Origin of the sequence: Sphingomonas sp. GM_Shp_2, assembly GCF_026540875.1 — a bacterium.
Lineage (GTDB): Bacteria > Pseudomonadota > Alphaproteobacteria > Sphingomonadales > Sphingomonadaceae > Sphingomonas > Sphingomonas carotinifaciens.
In genome coordinates this window covers 1-17884 of record NZ_JALNUQ010000016.1, presented here as the reverse complement: position 1 = coordinate 17884, position 17884 = coordinate 1, and the positions used below count along the sequence as shown (strand labels likewise).

The window sequence follows — 17884 nt, the reverse complement described above, 5'->3', positions numbered from 1 at the left end:
CGGAGGGGAGAGGGGTTTCAGGGATTATGCGCTGACCGTTTCCAGGACGGCTTCGAACAGGCGGCGGCCGTCGGTGCCGCCATGGGCGGCCTCGATGCGGCGTTCGGGGTGGGGCATCATGCCGAGCACGTTGCCCTTCGCGTTGAGCAGGCCGGCGATGTTGCGGGCGGAGCCGTTGACGGGCTCGGCGTAGCGGAACGCGACCTGGCCTTCGCCCTCCAGCCGGTCGAGCGTGTCGGCGTCGGCGAAATAGTTGCCGTCATGATGCGCGACGGGGACGGTGAGCGTCTCGCCCGCAGCGTAGAGGCGGGTGAAGGCGCTGTCGGCGTTCGCCACCTCCAGCTTCACGTCGCGGCAGACGAAGTTGAGCGCGCCGTTGCGCATCAGCGCGCCGGGCAGCAGCCCCGCCTCGGTCAGCACCTGAAAGCCGTTGCAGACGCCAAAGACCTTGAGGCCCTTGTCCGCCTGTTCGACCACCGAGCGCATGATCGGCGAGCGGGCGGCGATCGCGCCGGAGCGCAGATAGTCGCCATAGGAGAAGCCGCCGGGCACCGCGACGAAGTCCAGCCCGTCCGGCAGGTCGCTGTCGCCGTGCCACACCATGGCGGGCTTCACGCCGGTCACCTGTTCCAGCGCCACCGCCACGTCGCGGTCGCAGTTCGAGCCGGGGAAGACGATGACCGCGGTCTTCATCAGGCGCGCTCCACCCGGTAATTTTCGATCACCGTGTTGGCGAGCAGCTTGCGGCACATCTCGTCCACCTGCGCATCGCTGGTGTCGTCGGCGACCTGCATCTCGATCAGCTTGCCGGCGCGCACATCCTCGACCCCGCCGAAGCCGAGACCCTCGAGCGCGTGGTGGATCGCCTTGCCCTGCGGGTCGAGCACGCCCGGCTTCAGGGTCACGAAAATACGCAGCTTCATCACTTACCCCGGCTCTTGCGGTGTTCTTCCAGGTCGAGGACCGAATTGTCGCCGCCGTCGGGCAGCAGGCCAAGCCGGCGCGCAACCTCTTGATAAGCCTCGACTTCGCCACCAAGGTCGCGGCGGAACCGGTCCTTGTCGAGCTTTTCGCCCGAGGTCATGTCCCACAGGCGGCAGCCATCGGGGCTGATCTCGTCGGCCAGGATGATGCGACCGAAGTCATTGTCCCAGATGCGGCCGAATTCCAGCTTGAAGTCGACCAGGCGGATGCCGACGCCGGCGAACAGGCCGCACAGGAAATCGTTCACCCGGATCGCCAGATCGGCGATGTCGTGCATCTCCTCCTGGCTGGCCCAGCCAAAGGCGGCGATATGCTCGTCCGAGATCATCGGATCGCCGAGCGCATCGTCCTTGTAGTAATATTCGATGATCGTGCGGGGCAGCTTCGTGCCCTCCTCGATCCCCAGCCGCTTGGACAGCGAGCCGGCGGCGACGTTGCGCACCACGACCTCGATCGGCACGATCTCCACCTGACGGATCAACTGCTCGCGCATGTTGAGGCGGCGGATGAAGTGGGTGGGCACGCCGATATGATCGAGCAGCGTGAAGACATGCTCGGAAATACGGTTGTTGAGCACACCCTTGCCGTTGATCGTCCCCTTCTTCTGCGCGTTGAAGGCGGTGGCGTCGTCCTTGAAATACTGGATCAGCGTGCCGGGCTCGGGGCCCTCGTACAGGATCTTGGCCTTGCCCTCGTAGATCTGGCGGCGGCGAGCCATGTGGCGGTCCCCTGAAAATGAGCGACCCCGGCGCGCGTGGGTGCGAGGCCGGGGCGGAATGCGCGCGCCTATAAAGGAAGGGTGGCGAGCGCGCAATCGGGTGAGGGCGGATGGATCGCGCGTACCGATTCGCAGCCGCCCCATGCGGGTCTGCGGGACCGGAATGCCGGAAGTGGACACTACACCCCCCCGTCCGTGTCCACTTACCATTTTTGCAATCGTCGTTCGTGCCGGTGCGGACAGGCAGGATCGAGTACAAGGCATGCGTCGGGGATAGCAGCGCGGCGCCCTGTAGGACAGCGATCGATGCAGCGGCGGCATACATCCATATCGATGCTAATCCAGGTTGTTTAGCCCTGAAAACCATATGGTGGCCGCTGCGACCCGCCGGGTATCGATGATCGGCCGGGCAAGGGGGCCGGGCGGGCGTCGGTGGCGCCATCTGGGGGGCGCGATGGCCGCGATGCTGAAGATCATGCGCCGGGTTTCGGCGGCGGGTGCCTGGGTGCCGATCCTGTCGCGGGCGGCAAGCGCGCACGAGGTGGTGCTGAGTTTCGACGACGGGCCTTCCCCCGCGACGACGCCGGCGATCCTCGACCTGCTGGCGGCGCACGGGGCGACAGCGGCCTTCTTCCTGGCGGGGCAGCGGGTGAAGGCGCATCCCGCCCTGGCCGGGGCGATTGCGGATGCGGGACACGAAATCTACGCGCATGGGTACAGCCATGTGCGGATGGACCGGTTGAGCGATGCCGAGATCGTCGCCGAGATGGAGCGGATCGAGGCGCTGCTCGCCCCGATCCGGCCGACGCCGCACCCGTATCTGCTGCGCCTGCCCTATGGGTCGGGGCATGGCGATGCGCGGGTGCACCGCGTGTTGCGCGGGTGGCGCCCGGACGTGCAGATCGTCCATTGGCGCTATTCCTTTCTGGACTGGACGCTGGCCGATGGATGCGAGGGGGAGGCGAACGTGGCGGCGCGATGCGGCGTGGCGGTGGCACGGGCGCGGCGATCGAGGCACTTCCCGGGTTCGATCGCGCTGTTGCACGAGGACCCGTTCGACGCCGCTTCGCCGCTGGCCGCGCGGATCGCGCCGCTGCTGCTGGCGCGCACACTGGCGATGATGGCGGAGCAGGGGCTGCGTACCGGGCGATTGGCGGCGCGGGAGCGGGTGGGGCGGATGGGACGCCACCTGCGGCTGGCGAGATTGCGGGCATGAGCGGATCGCCGGTCACGGTGGCGATCTGCACCCATGATCGCCCCGACATGCTGGAACGGCTGGTCGCCGGGCTGTTGCCGGCGCTGCGCGATTGCGGGGTGGCGTTGCTGGTGATCGACAGCGCGAGCGTCGAGCCGGTGGCGCCGCGGATCGCCGCGCTGGACGCGGATGTGTGCGTGGTGCGGCTGGAGGTGCCGGGCATCGCCCTGGCGCGCAATGCCGCGCTGCTGGCGTGCGATACGCCGTGGATCGCGTTTCTGGACGATGACGAGGTGCCGGTCGCCGGTTGGCTGGATGCGGTGCTGGCCCTGATCGCCCGGCTGCCCGCGGATTGTGCAGGGTGCGGCGGCGATGTGGTGCCGGACTGGGAAAGGCGCGACGCCCCGCGCATCGGGCGACGCTGGCTGACCTATCTGAGCATGATCGAGCAGGCCGGCGAGTTCGACCAGAGCGAGCGGCCATGGTTCGGGATCGGGCATGCGGTGATGCGCATGGCGGCGATGCGCAGCGTCGGGGGCTTCGATCCCCGGCTGGGCCGGGACGGCGCGACACTGCTCAGCGGCGAGGAGTCGCACCTGATCGCGCTGCTGATCGCGCGGGGGTGGCGCATCTGGCATTCGGACCGGCTGCGCGTGCTGCACCATGTGCCGCCCGAACGGCTGGAACGGGCCTGGGTCCGTGACCGTGCCTATTGGGAGGGCGTGTCGACGCTGCGGCGGTTCCGGCTGGAAGGGCGGAACGGCCTGCGGCGCTATGTCGCCAAGGCGTGGGTGAAGGCGGTGATGCTGCGCGGCGCGGCGCCGCTGGGCAGACGCTTCGACTGCGACCTGCGTCGCGGTTTCGTGGAGGGCGTGCTGGCCGAGCATGGCGGGGGTGCGATCGCCGCCTGACGATGCGGGGGGCTCTGGCGAACGGATGCGGGGCGCACCAGATCGGGGGCGTGAGGACGTGGCAGGAGCGATGGGCGGCGCGGGCGCGCGCGGGGGTGCCGACCCTGGTGGTGGTCGGGCTGCTGGGCGCGGCGCTGGTGTACGGGCTGGGCGTGGAGATCGGGGCACCGGTTCGGGAGAACGGGTTGTCGGTGTTCACGGTCGTGCCGCCGGTGCCGCCGCGACCCAGAGCGGTGCCCGAGCGGATACCCTCGCAACGGGCGGCGGGTCGGGCCTCGCCGCGCAACCTGCGCTCCGAGGCGACCGAGCTGGTGGCGCCGGTGCCGATCGTGCCGCTGCCGGTGGTGGTGCCGGTCGTGACCGCGCCGGTGGCGCGCACCGGCAATGATCCGACCGCAGGGGCGTCCGACCGGCCGGGGCCGGGAACCGGGGCGGGCGGCCAGGGCGATGGCAGCGGCGCGGGCGGCGACGGCGACGGCGATGGCGACGGGTTCGAGACGCCGCCGCGGCGGATCGCGGGACGCATCCGCGACTCGGATTATCCGGAAGCGGCGGCGGATGCCGGCGCCGGGGGTACCGTGTCGGTGCGCTATTATGTGGAAACCAATGGCCGCGCGACGCACTGCGCGGTCACCCGGTCGAGCGGCAATGCGGCGTTGGACGCGGTGACCTGCCGCCTGATCGAGAAGCGCTTCCGCTACGATCCGTCACGCGATGTCGATGGACGGCCGGTACGCTCGATCATCGTGGTCGATCATGACTGGCAATTCGAGCGGGAGCCGGCTCAGCCGTCCGACGGGCGCTGAGGCGCCGGAGGGACAAAGCGCCGCCCCAGCCACCAGAGCAACAGGCCAAGCAGCACCGGCGGCCCGGCAAGGCCGAGCAGGCCCCGGGCGATCGTGATTGTCAGGACCACCGAATCCCGCGCCAGCCCGACGGCGCTGGCGAAGGGGGCGCTGGTGTCGAAGGTGCCGATGCCGCCACCGGATGCATAGGTGAAGGTCATCGGCGTGGCCGCGAGGCTGTCGCGACGGTCGGCGATCGCGGCGTCGGCGGCGGCGCGGTTGCGCTGCAACTCGGCGCGACGCTCCTGCAGATCGATGCGGTCGCCCGCCTTGCCATCGGTGCCGGCGAGGTCGGCTTCCACCTGCTTCATCGCCGCGGCATCGGACCGGCGCTGTGCGGTGAGGGCGGCGATGTCCCGGCTCGCATCGGTGCCGGTGATCTCGGCATCGACCAGCGCGCCGCCCGCGGTGCGGACCTCGCCCTCGGCGGCCTTGCCGAAGCGGCGGGCGATGTCGGGGGCCAGGCGGAAGGAGAGCATCCCCTCGATCCGCTTTTCACCCAGCACGCGGTACTGCATCCCGGTGATGCGACAGCGCGCGATGCCCAGCCGCTCGCAAGCCTGCGCATGCGCCTCCTGCGCGGCGGCGACCCGGTCGAAGGGCAGGCGGAAGGCGTAGCGATAGGTGAAGGCGACACCGGGCGCGGCGGTCAGCGCGACATCGGGCAACTGTTGCGGATCGGTGGGGCTGTCGTCCGCCACCTTGCCACATCCGGCCAGCATTGCCGCCAGCACCATCAGGCTCGCCATCCGCCTGCGCATCGTCGCCTCTCCCGCTGCCACGGCAATCACTATCATCCGGGTGGGAATTGCGGTCAAGCGCCCTCTACAAGCGACGAAATACGATGGTTTTTTTGATCGCGGATCGCACGCGTACCCTTTATGTTCCAGAGAATTGCCATGGCCGACATTTTGCTGCTAGGCTGTATACCGAACCATGGCGACCGACCTTTCCGACAATCCCCCGATCGGCATCCTCGATGCCCCCTTCGACAGTGCGCTGTCCGAGCGGTACCTTGTCTATGCGCTGTCCACGATCACCGCGCGCTCCCTGCCGGACGTGCGCGATGGGCTGAAGCCGGTGCATCGGCGGCTGCTCTGGGCGATGCGGCTGCTGAAGCTGGACCCGGCCTCGGGGTACAAGAAGTGCGCGCGCGTCGTGGGCGACGTGATCGGCAAATATCACCCGCATGGCGACCAGTCGGTCTATGACGCGATGGTGCGCCTCGCGCAGGATTTCGCGCTGCGCTACCCGCTGGTCGACGGGCAGGGCAATTTCGGCAATATCGACGGCGATAACGCCGCGGCGTACCGCTATACCGAGGCGCGGCTGACCAGTGTCGCCACCGACCTGATGGACGGGCTGGACGAGGACGCGGTCGCCTATCGCCCGACCTATAATGGCGAGGAGCAGGAGCCCGAGCTGTTTCCCGGGCTGTTCCCCAACCTTCTGGCCAACGGGGCGAGCGGGATCGCGGTGGGGATGGCGACGAGCATCCCGCCGCACAATGCCGCCGAACTGCTCGATGCCGCGATCCTGCTGATCGACGATCCCGCCGCCGACGACGACGCGGTGCTGGCGCTGGTGAAGGGCCCGGACTTCCCAACCGGCGGGCTGGTGGTCGATCCGCCGGCGGTGCTGCGCGAAAGCTATACCACGGGGCGCGGCGGCTTTCGGGTGCGGGCGCGCTGGGAGATCGAGCGCGAGAAGGGCGGCGGCTGGCAGATCGTGGTCAGCGAGATCCCCTATGGCGTGGCCAAGGGCAAGCTGATCGAACAGATTGCCGGGCTGATCAACGACAAGAAGCTGCCGATCCTCGCCGACATTCGCGACGAATCGGACGAAGCGGTGCGCATCGTGCTGGAGCCGCGGGCGCGCACCGTCGATCCGCAGGTGCTGATGGACGGGCTGTTCCGTTTTTCCGATCTGGAAACGCGCATCAGCCTGAACCTGAACGTGCTGGACAAGGACCGCACCCCGCGCGTCATGTCGCTGCGCGAGGCGCTGGCGGCGTGGGTGGAGCATCAGTTCGTGGTGCTGCGGCGGCGGTCCGAGCATCGCCTGGGCAAGATCGCCGACCGGATCGAGCTGCTCGACGGTTATCTGATCGCCTATCTGAACCTCGACCGGGTGATCGAGATCATCCGCACCGAGGACGAGCCCAAGGCGGTGATGATCGCCGAGTTCAGCCTGACCGACCGGCAGGCGGAGGCGATCCTGAACATGCGGCTGCGCTCCCTGCGCCGGCTGGAGGAGTTCGAGATCCGCGGCGAGCGCGATGCGCTGGACAAGGAGCGCGACTCGCTGACCACGCTGCTGGGCTCGGAAGCAAGGCAGCGGACGCGGATGAAGCGCGACCTGGGCAAGGTGCGCGACCGCTATGGCCCGGAAACCGTGCTGGGCAGGCGGCGGACCGGCATCGAGGAAGCGGCACCGACGCGCGACATCCCGCTGGAGGCGATGATCGAGCGCGAGCCGATCACCGTGATCCTGTCGCAGCGCGGATGGGTGCGGGCGATGAAGGGGCATGTCGATCTCGCCTCGGCCGACACCGCCAAGTTCAAGGAAGGTGACGGCCCCGCCTTCGCCTTTCATGCGCAGACGACCGACAAGCTGTTGCTGGCAGCGGAGAACGGGCGTTTCTTCACGCTGCCCGCCGACAAGCTGCCGGGTGGGCGCGGTTTCGGTGAGCCGGTGCGGGCGATGATCGATCTGGACGGATCGGTCGGGATCGTCGGCTTCCTGCCCGCCGCACGCGCGGCCAGGCTGCTGGTGGCGGCGTCGGACGGGCGCGGCTTCGTGGTGCAGACCGGCGACGTGATCGCGGAAACGCGCAAGGGCAAGACGGTGGTGACGACGCGCGCCGGCGCCGTGCTGAAGGTGGTGCGGCCGGTAAAGCCCGAGGACGATTATGTCGCGGCGATCGGCGACAACCGCAAGATGCTGGTGTTTCCATTGACGGAGTTTGCCGAGCTGTCGCGGGGTACCGGGGTGCAGTTGCAGCGGTATCGCGACGGTGGCCTGTCTGATGCGACGACCTTCGTGTTCAAGGACGGGCTGAGCTGGCCGATGGGCGGCGATACCGGGCGCGTGCGGGTGGAGCATGACCTGTCGGCGTGGCGCACCGCGCGCGGGGCGGCGGGGCGGATGCCGCCGACCGGCTTCCCCAGGGATAATCGCTTCACCTGACTATCACGTGCTGGCCGTTCGTGCCTGTGAAACGGATGGTTCCGGTGAAAACGGGCTGATGCTTTTAGGTCGCCTTAACGAACCGAGTCGTAGACCGGTCTGGCAATGGCTACCGCTGCACTCGATCCGACCGACTATCCGCTGGGGCTGGACGCCTCCGTCGCGGCGCGGATGATCGACATGATGTCGATCCCGGCGGCGATCGTCGGGCTGGGCAATGGGGCGGTCATCGCCTCTGCGACCAACATCGCGTTCCGGCGCGCCGGATTGGGCGTGGTGAACGGGCGCGCACGACTGCTGACCGCGCTGGGTGAGCGGATCGAGGCGTTTCTGGCGTCTGGCGAGCGGCAAAGCGCCTTTGCCCATGCGCATGGCGAGGCGATCGATTGCCGCTTCTTCCAGGTGACACTGTCGCGATCGAGCCCGATGGTGCGCGACGAATGCATCGTGATGCTGGTCGACCAGACCGCACAGCATCTGAGCGAGCGCTCCCTGCGCCGCGAGATGAAGACCGATGCGCTGACCGGATTGCCCAATCGCGAAGGATTCGGCGACCTGATCGAACAGGCGACGGTGGGCGGGCGGCATCACGCGGTGCTGGTGGTCGATCTGCACCGATTCGGGCAGTTGAATGCCTGCATGGGATCGCTGGTCGGCGACGAGCTGCTGATCACGGTGGCGCGCCGCATCAAGGGGGCGCTGCGCGGGCGCGACACGCTGGGGCGGATCGGCGGCGACGAGTTCGGCATCCTGATGGCGATCGACGACCAAGCCGAGGAAGCGCAGATTCTGGCCGAGCGCATCCAGCGTGCGTTCGCCGCGCCGTTTCGCCTGACCGATTACGAGATCAGCGTCGAGGGGGCGGTGGGCATCGCCTATGGCTTCGAAGGGGATGACGACGCCGAGGAGATGATTCGCCACGCGCAGTTCGCGGTGAAGCGGGCCAAGGAGAGCGGCCGGTCCGAAGTCTATCAGCCGGCGGCGTTCACCATCGCGCGCGCGCAATTCGCGATGGAAACCGAACTGCGTCACGCGGTGGAGGAAAAGCGCCTGCGGCTGCATTATCAGCCGATCTGCGACCTGGCATCGGGGCGGATCACCAAGTTCGAGGCGCTGGCGCGGTGGCGGACGCAGGACGGGCGCGAGATTTCACCGACCGAGTTCATTCCCGTGGCGGAGGAATCCGGCCTGATCGTGCCGCTCGGCCGCTGGGCGATCGAGGAAGCGGCGTCGACGCTGGCGGGGTGGGACAGGGCCGCGGGCGGCAATAGCGGCGTGCGCATGGCGGTGAACCTGTCCGCGATCCAGTTGCAGCGCGATACCGTGGTGGACGTGATCGAGCGGACGCTGACCGCCGCCGGGCTGACCGGTGACCGCTTCACGCTGGAATTGACCGAAAGCGTGATGGTGAGCGACCCGGACCGGATCGCGGACACCATGCTGGCGCTGAAGGGACTGGGGGCGACGCTGGCGCTCGACGATTTCGGCACCGGCTATTCGAATCTGGCCTATCTGCAGAAGCTGCCGATCGACATTCTGAAGATCGACCGCAGCTTCGTGACCGGCATGCTCGCCGATCGCGACAAGCTTGCGATCGTGCGCGCGATCCTGGGCCTGGCCCAGGCCCTGGGGATGCGGACCACCGCCGAAGGGGTGGAGACGATCGAGCTGGGTCAGACGCTGGGGGCGCTCGGCTGCAACTACGGGCAGGGTTATGTCTATGCCCGGCCGCTGGATGCGGCGGCCGCCTGGTCGATGCTGGCCGAGCGCAACGCCTGAGCCACCGCATCGTCGGCGAGTTCGAGCACGCGGGGGGCAGGGGGGAAGCCTTCCGCGATCCACTGCGTCTCGATCGCGCGCAACACGGCGGCGACCTGCGGCCCTTTGCGCAAACCCCGTTCGACCAGCGCGCCGCCGCCGATCGGCAGCGTCGGCGGGGTCCAGCCGGCCAGTGCCGCCGGGTCGGCCCCGGACAGCAACAGGCGATCGATGGCGAGCGTGGGGCCGTGGCGATAGGCGAGCGCGCGGGCGCCTTCCTCGCCGGGACCCTGGGTGGCGGCGACCAGCCGCTTGCGATCGGTGTTGGACAGCTTCAGCCGCGCGCCCACGCTTTCGGCGGATGCGGCCGGCACCAGCGCGGCCAGCCGGCGAACGGCATCGGCCGCCATGCCCGCCTCCGCCTCCCGCCCGGCGAGCAGCGCCAGACGGGCGACGCCGTCGCTGTCGATTTCCGGCAGCACCGCCCGCAGGATGCCGCGATCGACCATCAGGCCGAGGACCGGGACCGCGCCGGCAGTGACCAGCAGCTTCAGCAGTTCGCTCGCGATCCGTTCGCGCGACAGCGCCATCAGGTCGTTGGCGCGCTGCGTGCACGCTTCCAGGCCGGCATCGTCGATCGCATCCCCGAAACGCGCGTGGAAGCGGAAGAAGCGCAGGATGCGCAGGTGATCCTCGGCGATGCGTTGCCGCGGATCGCCGATGAAGCGGACGCGGCCGGCATGAAGATCGGTCAGCCCGTCGAAATAGTCGTACAATTCGCCGGTGACCGGATCGGCATACAGCGCGTTCATCGTGAAGTCGCGGCGACCGGCATCCTCGCGCCAATCGTCGGTAAAGGCGACAACGGCATGCCGGCCGTCGGTGGTGACGTCGCGGCGCAGCGTCGTCACCTCGACCGGGCCGCCGGGCAGGACCGCGGTGATCGTGCCGTGCGCGATGCCGGTCGGCACCGCCTTGAACCCGGCCGCCGCGACGCGTTCCATCACCGCATCCGGCGGCAGGGGGGTGGCGAGATCGATATCGGCGACCGCGATGCCCAGCAGCGTATCGCGCACCGCCCCGCCGACGATGCGGGGGTTGCCCGGTATGGCGGCAAGCGCGGCGGCGAGCGCCGGCAGTCCGTCATGCGTCTGCCACGACGCGGTGGAGAGAAGGGTCGTCATGCCGCCGGGCGCACCCAGGCCGGCGTGGCGGCGAGGCGCCGCGACAGGTTGACGATCATCGCCGCGGTGGCGCCCCAGATGCGACGGTCGTTCCACATGATCTCGAAGAAATGGCGATCCTGCCCGCGCCAATGGGCGCTGGCACGCACATGGTTGGCGGGGTCGAGCAGAAAGGCGAGGGGGACCTCAAACACGCTGGCCACCTCGGCCTCGGCCGGCACGAGGGGCAGGTCCGGCGGGACGATGCCGATGACGGGGGTGACCGCATAGCCGGTGACGGTGCGATAGCGATCGGCGATGCCGACCACGGTCACCGCAGCGGGGGGCAGGGCGATTTCCTCCTCCGCCTCGCGCAGTGCGGTGGCGACGATGTCGGCATCCTCCGCATCGGCGCGGCCGCCGGGAAAGGCGATCTGGCCCGCATGACGGCGCAGCGTTTCGGTCCGCTGGGTCAGGATCACGCCGGGGGCGGCGCGGTCGGTGATCGCGACAAGGACGCCGGCATCGGTCAGTGACGACGGATCGGCGATGTCGTCCGCCATGTCGCCGGCGAGCAGGTCGACCACCGGCGTCTCGGCCATCGCGGCGGCAAGCCGCCGGGCCAGCGTCATGCCGCAGGCTCCAGCGGAAAGAAGGCGCCGTTGCTCCACAGACCCGGCACCGCATCGTCGCCGGCAAGCGCGCGCTCGACCAGTTCGTAATAGACCGGCCGCGCCACCAGCGCCTCCAGCCCGCGGCGGACGTGGAGATAGGGGCGGGGGCCATCCTCGCCCGGCACGAAACGCAGCGCATGGTCGGGGCCGGCGGTGACGAGGTCGCCGGTGTTGAGCTGGAAAGCCAGGCGCGCGGTGCGGCCTTGCCCTTCCGCCTGCATCGCCACCGCGACGAAGGGCGCATCCTCCACCGCGATGTCGAGCTTTTCGACCGGCGTGACGAGAACATGCGACCCATCCGCCTCGCGGCGCAGGATGGTGGAGAACAGGCGGACCATGGCCGGGCGACCGATCGGGCTGTTCTGGTGATACCAGGTGCCATCGCGCGCGATCCGCATCTCGCTGTCGCCGCAATGCGCGGGCGTCCAGCTGTCGACCGGCGGCAGGCGCGCCTCGTCGACGGCGCGGGCGATCTCGGCCAGGCTCATCGTGGCGATATCGGGGGGAAGATCCATGGGCATCGCCGTGCGAGGTAGGCGCGCGGGCGAGCGACGTAAAGGTTCAGGCGGGCGCGCGGTGGCGGGGCCCGAGCAGGCCGGGAGCATCCGGCACGTCGCCACCGCGGGCGAGCAGGCGGTGCCGCTCGACCGGGCCGGGCAGGCGCCAGCCCCTGGTATGCTCGGCGGAAAAGCCGAAGAAGCGGCCATAATATTCCGGGTCGCCGATCAGCATCAGGGCGCCGTCGAGGCCGTGTTCGGCGGCGGCCGCCAGCGTACGGGCGACGAGGCGGCGACCGATGCCGTCGCGCTGGCGATCGGGCGAAACCGCGACCGGGCCGACCATCACGAGCGGATGCGCGGTGCCGTCGTCGCGGGCGAGCGCGATCGGCCAGCACTGGATCGAGCCGATCAACGTGCGATCTTCCCGTGCCGCGAAGCCGAGTTCGGGAATCGCCTGCGCGTCGCCGCGGACCTTGTAGGCGGTGCGGGTGTGGCGGCCGGCTCCGAACGCACGGTCGAGCAGCGCCTCCACGTCGGCGGCGTCGGCGGGATCGAGCGGGGCGATCGCTATCGGGGAGGTCGTCACGGGCGCAAAATTCCTGGCCGGGCCGGAAGGCCACGAAACGCGCGCGCCTTACCGCGGCGGGCGGCGAACGCAAGCGGCATTGCCTTTGGAGGCCAAGCGAGTAGAGGCCGCTGCCCATGGAAGACAGCCTTCAGCTCGAAGTTCACGATCTCGAAGTCCAGGTGCTGACCGGCATCTATTCGGAAGAGACGCATCTGCCGCAACCGCTGCGCATCTCGTTGACGGTGGACCTGGAATGCCCCGCCCGGTTCGCGCCCGATACGCCGCTGGGCGCGTCGAAAAACTATCTCGACCTGAAACATGCCGCGACCACGGCGTTGCCGGCGGGCGTGCATTTCACCCTGATCGAGGGGGTGGCCGACCATATCTGCGAAACGCTGTTCCTGCAGGATGCGCGGGTGCGGCGGGTGCAGGTGAAGATCGTGAAGCTGGCGATCGCCGAGGATGGCGAGGCGATCGGCATCACGCTGGTCCGCCATCGGCGCTGAACCCGGTGCGGGTCGATGCCCATCCCGGTGACGATGTCGCCGGCCTGATCCGCGGCACGCGCGGCGAATCGGTGGTGCTGGTGATCCATCCCGGTCGCGACGATCTGGCGCAGGCGCTTGCGCTGGCGGCGATCGGGCCGCTGGCGGTCGAACGCGCGCCGGACCGGATCAACGCGGTTGTAGTGGGGGAGGGGGCGGGGGCCGCCGCGGTGAAGGCCGCGGCGGCATTTCTGGACGCCGCCCCGTCCACCACGGGTCAGGTGTTGGCGGTCGGCACCTGACGCGCACGCCCGCAAGGGCCCAGCGCTGCCAAGACGAAGCGATAATCCTCGCGCGCGATCTCGGCATCGCTGCCTTGCAACTGATCCGTGCTGGCATCGGGCAGCGTGTCGGGCAGCGCGCAGGCAAGGCGGTACCAGAGCAGCGTGTCGCGCTGCGGCGGCCCGGCGGCCTCGTCCACGATCTCGCTGAGCGCGACCGCCCAACGCGGCTGTTCGCCCGGCCGGCGCAGCACCGACAGCGACACCGGCCGATTGTCCGAGGTCGTGAGGAAGATCTGCGTCTCGCCCTCGCCCGGTAGTGACCCGGGAACATGGAAGGCGTTGCCGACGCCGGTGATGACCGGGGGCGCCGCCTGCGCCAGGGCATCGCGGGTGATGGCGCGGGTGCGCGCATCGAGATCCGCGGACCAGGGCAGTTGCGCGTCCGGTGCGACCAGCTGCAGCTGATCGGGCGCGGAGGGCACGCGCCGTGCGAACAGCAGCACGCGCATCTTCTTCAGCTTGGGCGCGCGACCGCGTGCGTCCAGCCCGACATCTAGCAGGTAACCAACCCGCGGCGGCACTCCACCGGCACCGCGTACCAGCGCGGTCACGTCCGCCTCGATATAGAAGCGCTGCTGTCCTGGTGGGACCGAGGCGGCTTCCGCGCCCTTGATCCTGGTCGCCGAACGGATGGTTGCGTCGACGATCACCGGTGCCGACAGGACCAGATCGGCCAGATCGGCATAGCCGGGGCCGACCGGTGCAATGGCGGCTGCCTGATTCGCGGCAATGGCCGGCTGCGTGCCGATCGCGGCGAATGCGAGCGCCAGGGCGGGCATCGCGGTGGCGGCGGCGAAAAAAGAAGAGCTACAGCGCATCATGCGCTTGCACATAGGCGGTTGCGGATTAACGATACAGAAATAATTCCGTCACGGCTGGATTGTAGGATTATTACGTCTGACAAAGCGTTTGCACCACGGCATGGGTCGCGATAGGGTTGAGGCTCTGCCGTGCATGCTATGCGCCTTGGCAGGAGTTTCCGCATTCCCGACCACGGCGAAGCGAAACTGGCAGATTGAGGAGTGTCGTTGCTGAATGGCCTATACTGACCAGAAGATGTCTGGGGGCAAAATCGGCGCCATCGTAATCGTGGTGCTGATCCACGCCGTCCTGGGCTATGCCCTCGTCACTGGTCTTGCGACCAATTTCGTGAAGAAGGCTGCCGAAAAGCTGAATACGTTCGACGTCGAGGAGCCACCGCCCCCGCCGCCGCCGGACGAGCCGCCGCCCCCGCCGCCGGATCAGCCGAACCTGCCGCCGCCGCCGACCACGGTGGTGACGCCGCCGCCGATCGTCAACGTGCCGGTTCCGGCACCGTCGATCTCGACGACGAGCATCATCCCGCTGAGCCAGCCGACGGCGCCGCCCGCTCCGCCTGCTCCGCCCGCCCCGCCTGCGCCGCCTGCGGCTCCGGTGGTCAGCAAGGCCGCGGGTGCAAAGGGTGATCCCGCGCAGTGGATCTCGACGGACGACTATCCGCCGAGCTCGATCCGCGCACAGGAAGAGGGCACGACCGCCATCAAGTGGGACATCAACACGCAAGGCCGTGTGGAGAACTGCGTGGTGACCCAGTCGAGCGGATCCAGAGCGCTGGACGACGCGGCATGCCGCGCGATCACGCGCCGCGGTCGCTACAGCCCCGCCATGGATCAGTCGGGCAATCCGATCCGGTCGAGCTCGTCGCGACGCGTGACGTGGCGCCTGCCGCAAGAGTGACGTTCAGCACCATCCCGTTTTTACGATTTAGTCAGAGGACCTAACCAATCATGCTCACCACCATCCTCGCCGCGGGCGGCGCTGCGGCCGGAGCCGAGGCAAACCCTTACGGCCTCGGCGCTGCGCTTCGCGAAGGCGGCCTGATCTCGCAGTCGGTGTTCACGATCCTCGTGCTCATGTCGGTCGTGTCCTTCTACATCCTGTTCTCGAAGCTGTTCGAGCAGCAGAAGATCATCAACCAGGCGAAGCGCGTCCGTCAGGGCTTCTGGAGCTCGAACTCGCTGCGCGAGGGTTCGGCCAAGCTCGAGAAGAACTCGGCCTACAAGCAGATCGTCGACGACGGCCTGGCGGCTCAGGACCAGCACTCGAAGCTGACCGATCCGGTCGAGGCGCATGACTGGCTGCACGGCTCGCTGGCGCGTTCGGAAGCGGCGATCAACTCGAAGCTGGGTGGCGGTCTCGCCTTCCTCGCGACCGTGGGCGCCACCGCACCGTTCATCGGTCTGTTCGGCACCGTGATCGGCATCTACCGCGCACTGATCAAGATCGGTTCGTCGGGCCAGGCATCGATCGACGCGGTCGCCGGTCCGGTCGGCGAGGCGCTCATCATGACCGCACTCGGCCTGGTCGTCGCGGTTCCGGCCGTGCTCGCCTACAACTGGCTGCAGCGCCGCAACAAGGGCATCGCGGAAGACCTGTCGGCCTTCTCGAACGACGTGCTCGGCTTCCTGGCTTCGAACGGTGCGGTTCGCCCGACGACCGGTTCGGCTGCCGCCGGCAAGCCCGCAACCGTGAAGGCGACCCCCGCCACGACGACCGCCGGCCAGGCCGGTGGTGTTCAGACGCGCGCCTGAACCAAGCAGGGGCAGGGTCGCCGTGGTGGCGGCCCTGCAACCCGGCCGCGGGTATGAACCCTCGGTCGGGCCGGTGTAACCACACCGGCGACAGAATGATGGATAGGATAGCTCGCACATGGCGATGAGCGTTGGAGGGGACTCCTCCGAGAAACCGATGTCGGAGATCAACACGACGCCCCTCGTGGACGTCATGCTGGTGCTTCTCATCATCTTCCTGATCGCGGTTCCCGTTGTGATCCAGTCGGTGCCGCTCAAGCTGCCCGATGTGCGGTTCGACCCGACCACGACCAAGCCGGAAAACGTGTCGCTTTCCGTCACGTCCGAGAACGGCCAGTGCGCGGTCTATTGGAACCTGACCCGGGTCAATTCCAACGAACTGCGTGAACGTGCCGTCACCAAGCTCCAGGCCGAGGTGGATCGGCTTGGCCCGAACATCACGCCGGATCAGCTGCCCGAAGCGCATATCCGCGGGGACGTGAATACGCCCTACCGGTGCATCGGCGGCACCATCTACACGATGCAGCAGGCCGGTTTCGCCCGCGTCGGCTTCATCTCCGAGCCGGCCCCCGGCCAAAACCCGCGCGCCTGACACGCGGCCTGAAGGAGTAGCTTGCCATGGCAATGAGCGCCGGATCTGACGACGGCGAGCCGATGATGGAAATGAACACGACGCCGTTGATCGACGTCATGCTCGTTCTCCTCATCATGTTCATCATCACCATCCCGATCCAGACGCACGCGGTGAAGGTCGACCTTCCGGTCAACTCGAAGAACGCGCCGCAGAACCCTGTCGACCCGCAGAAGAACAAGGTGGGTATCGATGAGGCGGGTGTCGTCACCTGGAACGGATCGCCGGTCGATGAGGTGACGTTGCGCCAGTATCTCGACCAGTCGGCTGCGATCAATCCCGAGCCGGAACTCCACTTCCAGCCCGCGCCCAACGCGAAGTATGAAGCGGTGGACCGCACGCTCGCGGTGATCAAGCGGTCGGCGGTGACGAAGCTCGGCTTCATCGGCAACGAGCAGTATCGCAACGATTTCTGATCGCTGACGGTCAGGTGAAAGAAGACAGGGCGGTCCCTCGGGGCCGCCCTTTTTCGTTTCTGGATGAGGAGATGGTGAAGCTGGGCAAGGCGCGTCCGGAGCATATGCCAGCGCAGCGATCAGGCTCCACTCCCCCCCCGGCATGAGCAGCGATTGGACCAGCATCGGGCGCGACCCTCCGCCTGTTGGAGGTCATCGTTCATGATGCCGAGCGACTGAGGGCCGACTCAGCGGGCTTCCTGTGGCCCCGGTAGGAAGTGCAGGGCGGGGTGGGTTATGGGGTCGCGGGTGAGGTGGCGGGTGTCGCGGGCATAGTCGACGGTCATTTGCCAGGGGGCGGCGTCGCCTTGTCTGGGGAGGGAGTCGAGGGAGCGGGTGACGTAGCCGGCGGCGAAGTCGAGCAGGGGGCGGTTTTCGATCGGGCCGTCCGGCCGTTCGGCAACGACGATCCGGGCGTCGCGTGCATCCATCATTTCCAGCAAGCGACAGAAATGGCGGCAGATCAGACCGACCTTCAGCGTCCAGGAGGCGTTGGTATAGCCGACGGTGAAGCTGAAGTTCGGAACGCCGTCCAGCATCATGCCCTTGTAGACGAGATGCTCCGCCGGATCGATCGTCCTGCCGTCGATCGAGAGGGTCGCGCCGCCGAACAGTTGCAGCTTCAGGCCGGTCGCGGTCACCACGATATCTGCCGCGATCCGCTCGCCCGACGCCATGACGAGGCCCGTTTCGTCGAAGCGGGCGATGGTACCGGTGACGATCGATGCCCGCCCGCCCCGCAGCGCGGCGAAATAGTCGCCATCCGGCACCGCGCACAGCCGCTGGTCCCATGGCGCATAGGGGGGCGTGAAATGGGGATCGAGGGGGAAGCCGGCGGGGAGCGACCGGCGGTTCGCCCAGCGGATGAAGCGGCGGGCGGCGCGGGGGTAGCGC

21 protein-coding genes are annotated in these 17884 nt (G+C 68.4%); 11 read left to right on the top strand and 10 right to left on the bottom strand.

Annotation, left to right across the window (positions count from 1 at the left end):
• Positions 1–24: 24 nt before the first annotated feature.
• The 3 genes from purQ to purC are packed head-to-tail and all read right to left on the bottom strand — an operon-like array spanning position 25 to position 1702.
• Positions 25–693, bottom strand: coding sequence for a phosphoribosylformylglycinamidine synthase subunit PurQ (gene purQ / locus OXR08_RS07860; RefSeq protein WP_267349201.1), 669 nt, complete (start codon positions 691–693; stop codon positions 25–27).
• Entirely contained in the window at positions 693–923 is a 231-nt protein-coding gene (purS, locus tag OXR08_RS07855; protein ID WP_112381125.1) for a phosphoribosylformylglycinamidine synthase subunit PurS, read from the bottom strand. Before purS ends, purQ begins: the two co-directional genes overlap by 1 nt.
• The gene (purC, locus tag OXR08_RS07850; protein ID WP_112381124.1) at positions 923–1702 is read right to left on the bottom strand and encodes a phosphoribosylaminoimidazolesuccinocarboxamide synthase; all 780 of its coding nucleotides are present in this window, start codon (positions 1700–1702) and stop codon (positions 923–925) included. Before purC ends, purS begins: the two co-directional genes overlap by 1 nt.
• A gap of 367 nt (positions 1703–2069) precedes the next feature.
• Here purC and OXR08_RS07845 point away from each other — a divergent pair, with 367 nt between their 5' ends.
• Genes OXR08_RS07845 through OXR08_RS07835 form a run of 3 tightly spaced genes read left to right on the top strand, consistent with a single transcriptional unit; the run spans position 2070 to position 4614 of the window.
• Positions 2070–2918 carry a polysaccharide deacetylase family protein gene (locus OXR08_RS07845; protein WP_267349198.1) on the top strand — a complete coding sequence of 283 codons (849 nt, stop codon included), beginning with the start codon at positions 2070–2072 and terminating at the stop codon, positions 2916–2918.
• Positions 2915–3808 (top strand): glycosyltransferase, encoded by an 894-nt coding sequence (locus tag OXR08_RS07840; RefSeq protein WP_267349196.1) that lies wholly within the window; start codon positions 2915–2917, stop codon positions 3806–3808. Before OXR08_RS07845 ends, OXR08_RS07840 begins: the two co-directional genes overlap by 4 nt.
• A gap of 50 nt (positions 3809–3858) precedes the next feature.
• Entirely contained in the window at positions 3859–4614 is a 756-nt protein-coding gene (locus OXR08_RS07835) for a TonB family protein (protein ID WP_267349194.1), read from the top strand.
• On the opposite strand, the gene OXR08_RS07830 is transcribed toward OXR08_RS07835, so the two are convergent.
• Positions 4593–5450: a hypothetical protein gene (locus tag OXR08_RS07830; RefSeq protein ID WP_267349193.1), complete on the bottom strand. Its 858-nt coding sequence runs from the start codon at positions 5448–5450 to the stop codon at positions 4593–4595. The genes OXR08_RS07835 and OXR08_RS07830 overlap by 22 nt on opposite strands.
• 139 nt (positions 5451–5589) lie before the next feature.
• Here OXR08_RS07830 and parC point away from each other — a divergent pair, with 139 nt between their 5' ends.
• Both parC and OXR08_RS07820 read left to right on the top strand, forming a co-directional pair.
• The gene (gene parC / locus OXR08_RS07825) at positions 5590–7842 is read left to right on the top strand and encodes a DNA topoisomerase IV subunit A (protein ID WP_112381119.1); all 2253 of its coding nucleotides are present in this window, start codon (positions 5590–5592) and stop codon (positions 7840–7842) included.
• Positions 7843–7947: 105 nt separating this feature from the next.
• On the top strand, positions 7948–9621 hold the full coding sequence (locus OXR08_RS07820) for a bifunctional diguanylate cyclase/phosphodiesterase (protein ID WP_267349192.1): 1674 nt from the start codon (positions 7948–7950) through the stop codon (positions 9619–9621).
• Here OXR08_RS07820 and OXR08_RS07815 read toward each other — a convergent pair.
• From OXR08_RS07815 to OXR08_RS07800, 4 genes are read right to left on the bottom strand one after another with little or no spacing between them, the layout of a single operon-like run.
• The gene (locus tag OXR08_RS07815) at positions 9561–10784 is read right to left on the bottom strand and encodes a CCA tRNA nucleotidyltransferase (RefSeq protein WP_267349191.1); all 1224 of its coding nucleotides are present in this window, start codon (positions 10782–10784) and stop codon (positions 9561–9563) included. The genes OXR08_RS07820 and OXR08_RS07815 overlap by 61 nt on opposite strands.
• Positions 10781–11395 carry a CoA pyrophosphatase gene (locus OXR08_RS07810; RefSeq protein ID WP_267349190.1) on the bottom strand — a complete coding sequence of 205 codons (615 nt, stop codon included), beginning with the start codon at positions 11393–11395 and terminating at the stop codon, positions 10781–10783. Before OXR08_RS07810 ends, OXR08_RS07815 begins: the two co-directional genes overlap by 4 nt.
• The gene (locus tag OXR08_RS07805) at positions 11392–11958 is read right to left on the bottom strand and encodes a DUF1285 domain-containing protein (RefSeq protein ID WP_112381116.1); all 567 of its coding nucleotides are present in this window, start codon (positions 11956–11958) and stop codon (positions 11392–11394) included. Before OXR08_RS07805 ends, OXR08_RS07810 begins: the two co-directional genes overlap by 4 nt.
• A gap of 40 nt (positions 11959–11998) precedes the next feature.
• Complete coding sequence (locus OXR08_RS07800; protein ID WP_267349189.1) at positions 11999–12523, bottom strand: N-acetyltransferase; 525 nt, start codon at positions 12521–12523, stop codon at positions 11999–12001.
• Between the two features lie 116 nt (positions 12524–12639).
• Here OXR08_RS07800 and OXR08_RS07795 point away from each other — a divergent pair, with 116 nt between their 5' ends.
• The gene (locus OXR08_RS07795; protein WP_112381115.1) at positions 12640–13011 is read left to right on the top strand and encodes a dihydroneopterin aldolase; all 372 of its coding nucleotides are present in this window, start codon (positions 12640–12642) and stop codon (positions 13009–13011) included.
• A gap of 5 nt (positions 13012–13016) precedes the next feature.
• The gene (locus OXR08_RS07790; RefSeq protein WP_267349186.1) at positions 13017–13292 is read left to right on the top strand and encodes a Rossmann fold domain-containing protein; all 276 of its coding nucleotides are present in this window, start codon (positions 13017–13019) and stop codon (positions 13290–13292) included.
• On the opposite strand, the gene OXR08_RS07785 is transcribed toward OXR08_RS07790, so the two are convergent.
• Positions 13268–14155, bottom strand: a complete 888-nt coding sequence (locus OXR08_RS07785) for a hypothetical protein (protein WP_267349184.1) — start codon at positions 14153–14155, stop codon at positions 13268–13270. The genes OXR08_RS07790 and OXR08_RS07785 overlap by 25 nt on opposite strands.
• A gap of 214 nt (positions 14156–14369) precedes the next feature.
• Between OXR08_RS07785 and OXR08_RS07780 the strand changes: the two genes are divergently transcribed.
• The 4 genes from OXR08_RS07780 (at position 14370) to OXR08_RS07765 (ending at position 16951) form a co-directional block, all read left to right on the top strand.
• Positions 14370–15050 carry an energy transducer TonB gene (locus OXR08_RS07780; RefSeq protein ID WP_112381113.1) on the top strand — a complete coding sequence of 227 codons (681 nt, stop codon included), beginning with the start codon at positions 14370–14372 and terminating at the stop codon, positions 15048–15050.
• A gap of 50 nt (positions 15051–15100) precedes the next feature.
• On the top strand, positions 15101–15904 hold the full coding sequence (locus tag OXR08_RS07775; RefSeq protein WP_112381112.1) for a MotA/TolQ/ExbB proton channel family protein: 804 nt from the start codon (positions 15101–15103) through the stop codon (positions 15902–15904).
• A 118-nt stretch (positions 15905–16022) separates the two neighbouring features.
• Positions 16023–16496: a biopolymer transporter ExbD gene (locus tag OXR08_RS07770; protein WP_112381111.1), complete on the top strand. Its 474-nt coding sequence runs from the start codon at positions 16023–16025 to the stop codon at positions 16494–16496.
• A 26-nt stretch (positions 16497–16522) separates the two neighbouring features.
• Entirely contained in the window at positions 16523–16951 is a 429-nt protein-coding gene (locus OXR08_RS07765; protein WP_112381110.1) for a biopolymer transporter ExbD, read from the top strand.
• A 227-nt stretch (positions 16952–17178) separates the two neighbouring features.
• Here OXR08_RS07765 and OXR08_RS07760 read toward each other — a convergent pair.
• Positions 17179–17884 (bottom strand): NAD(P)/FAD-dependent oxidoreductase (locus tag OXR08_RS07760; protein WP_267349181.1); only part of this gene is annotated, 706 nt, incomplete at its 5' end.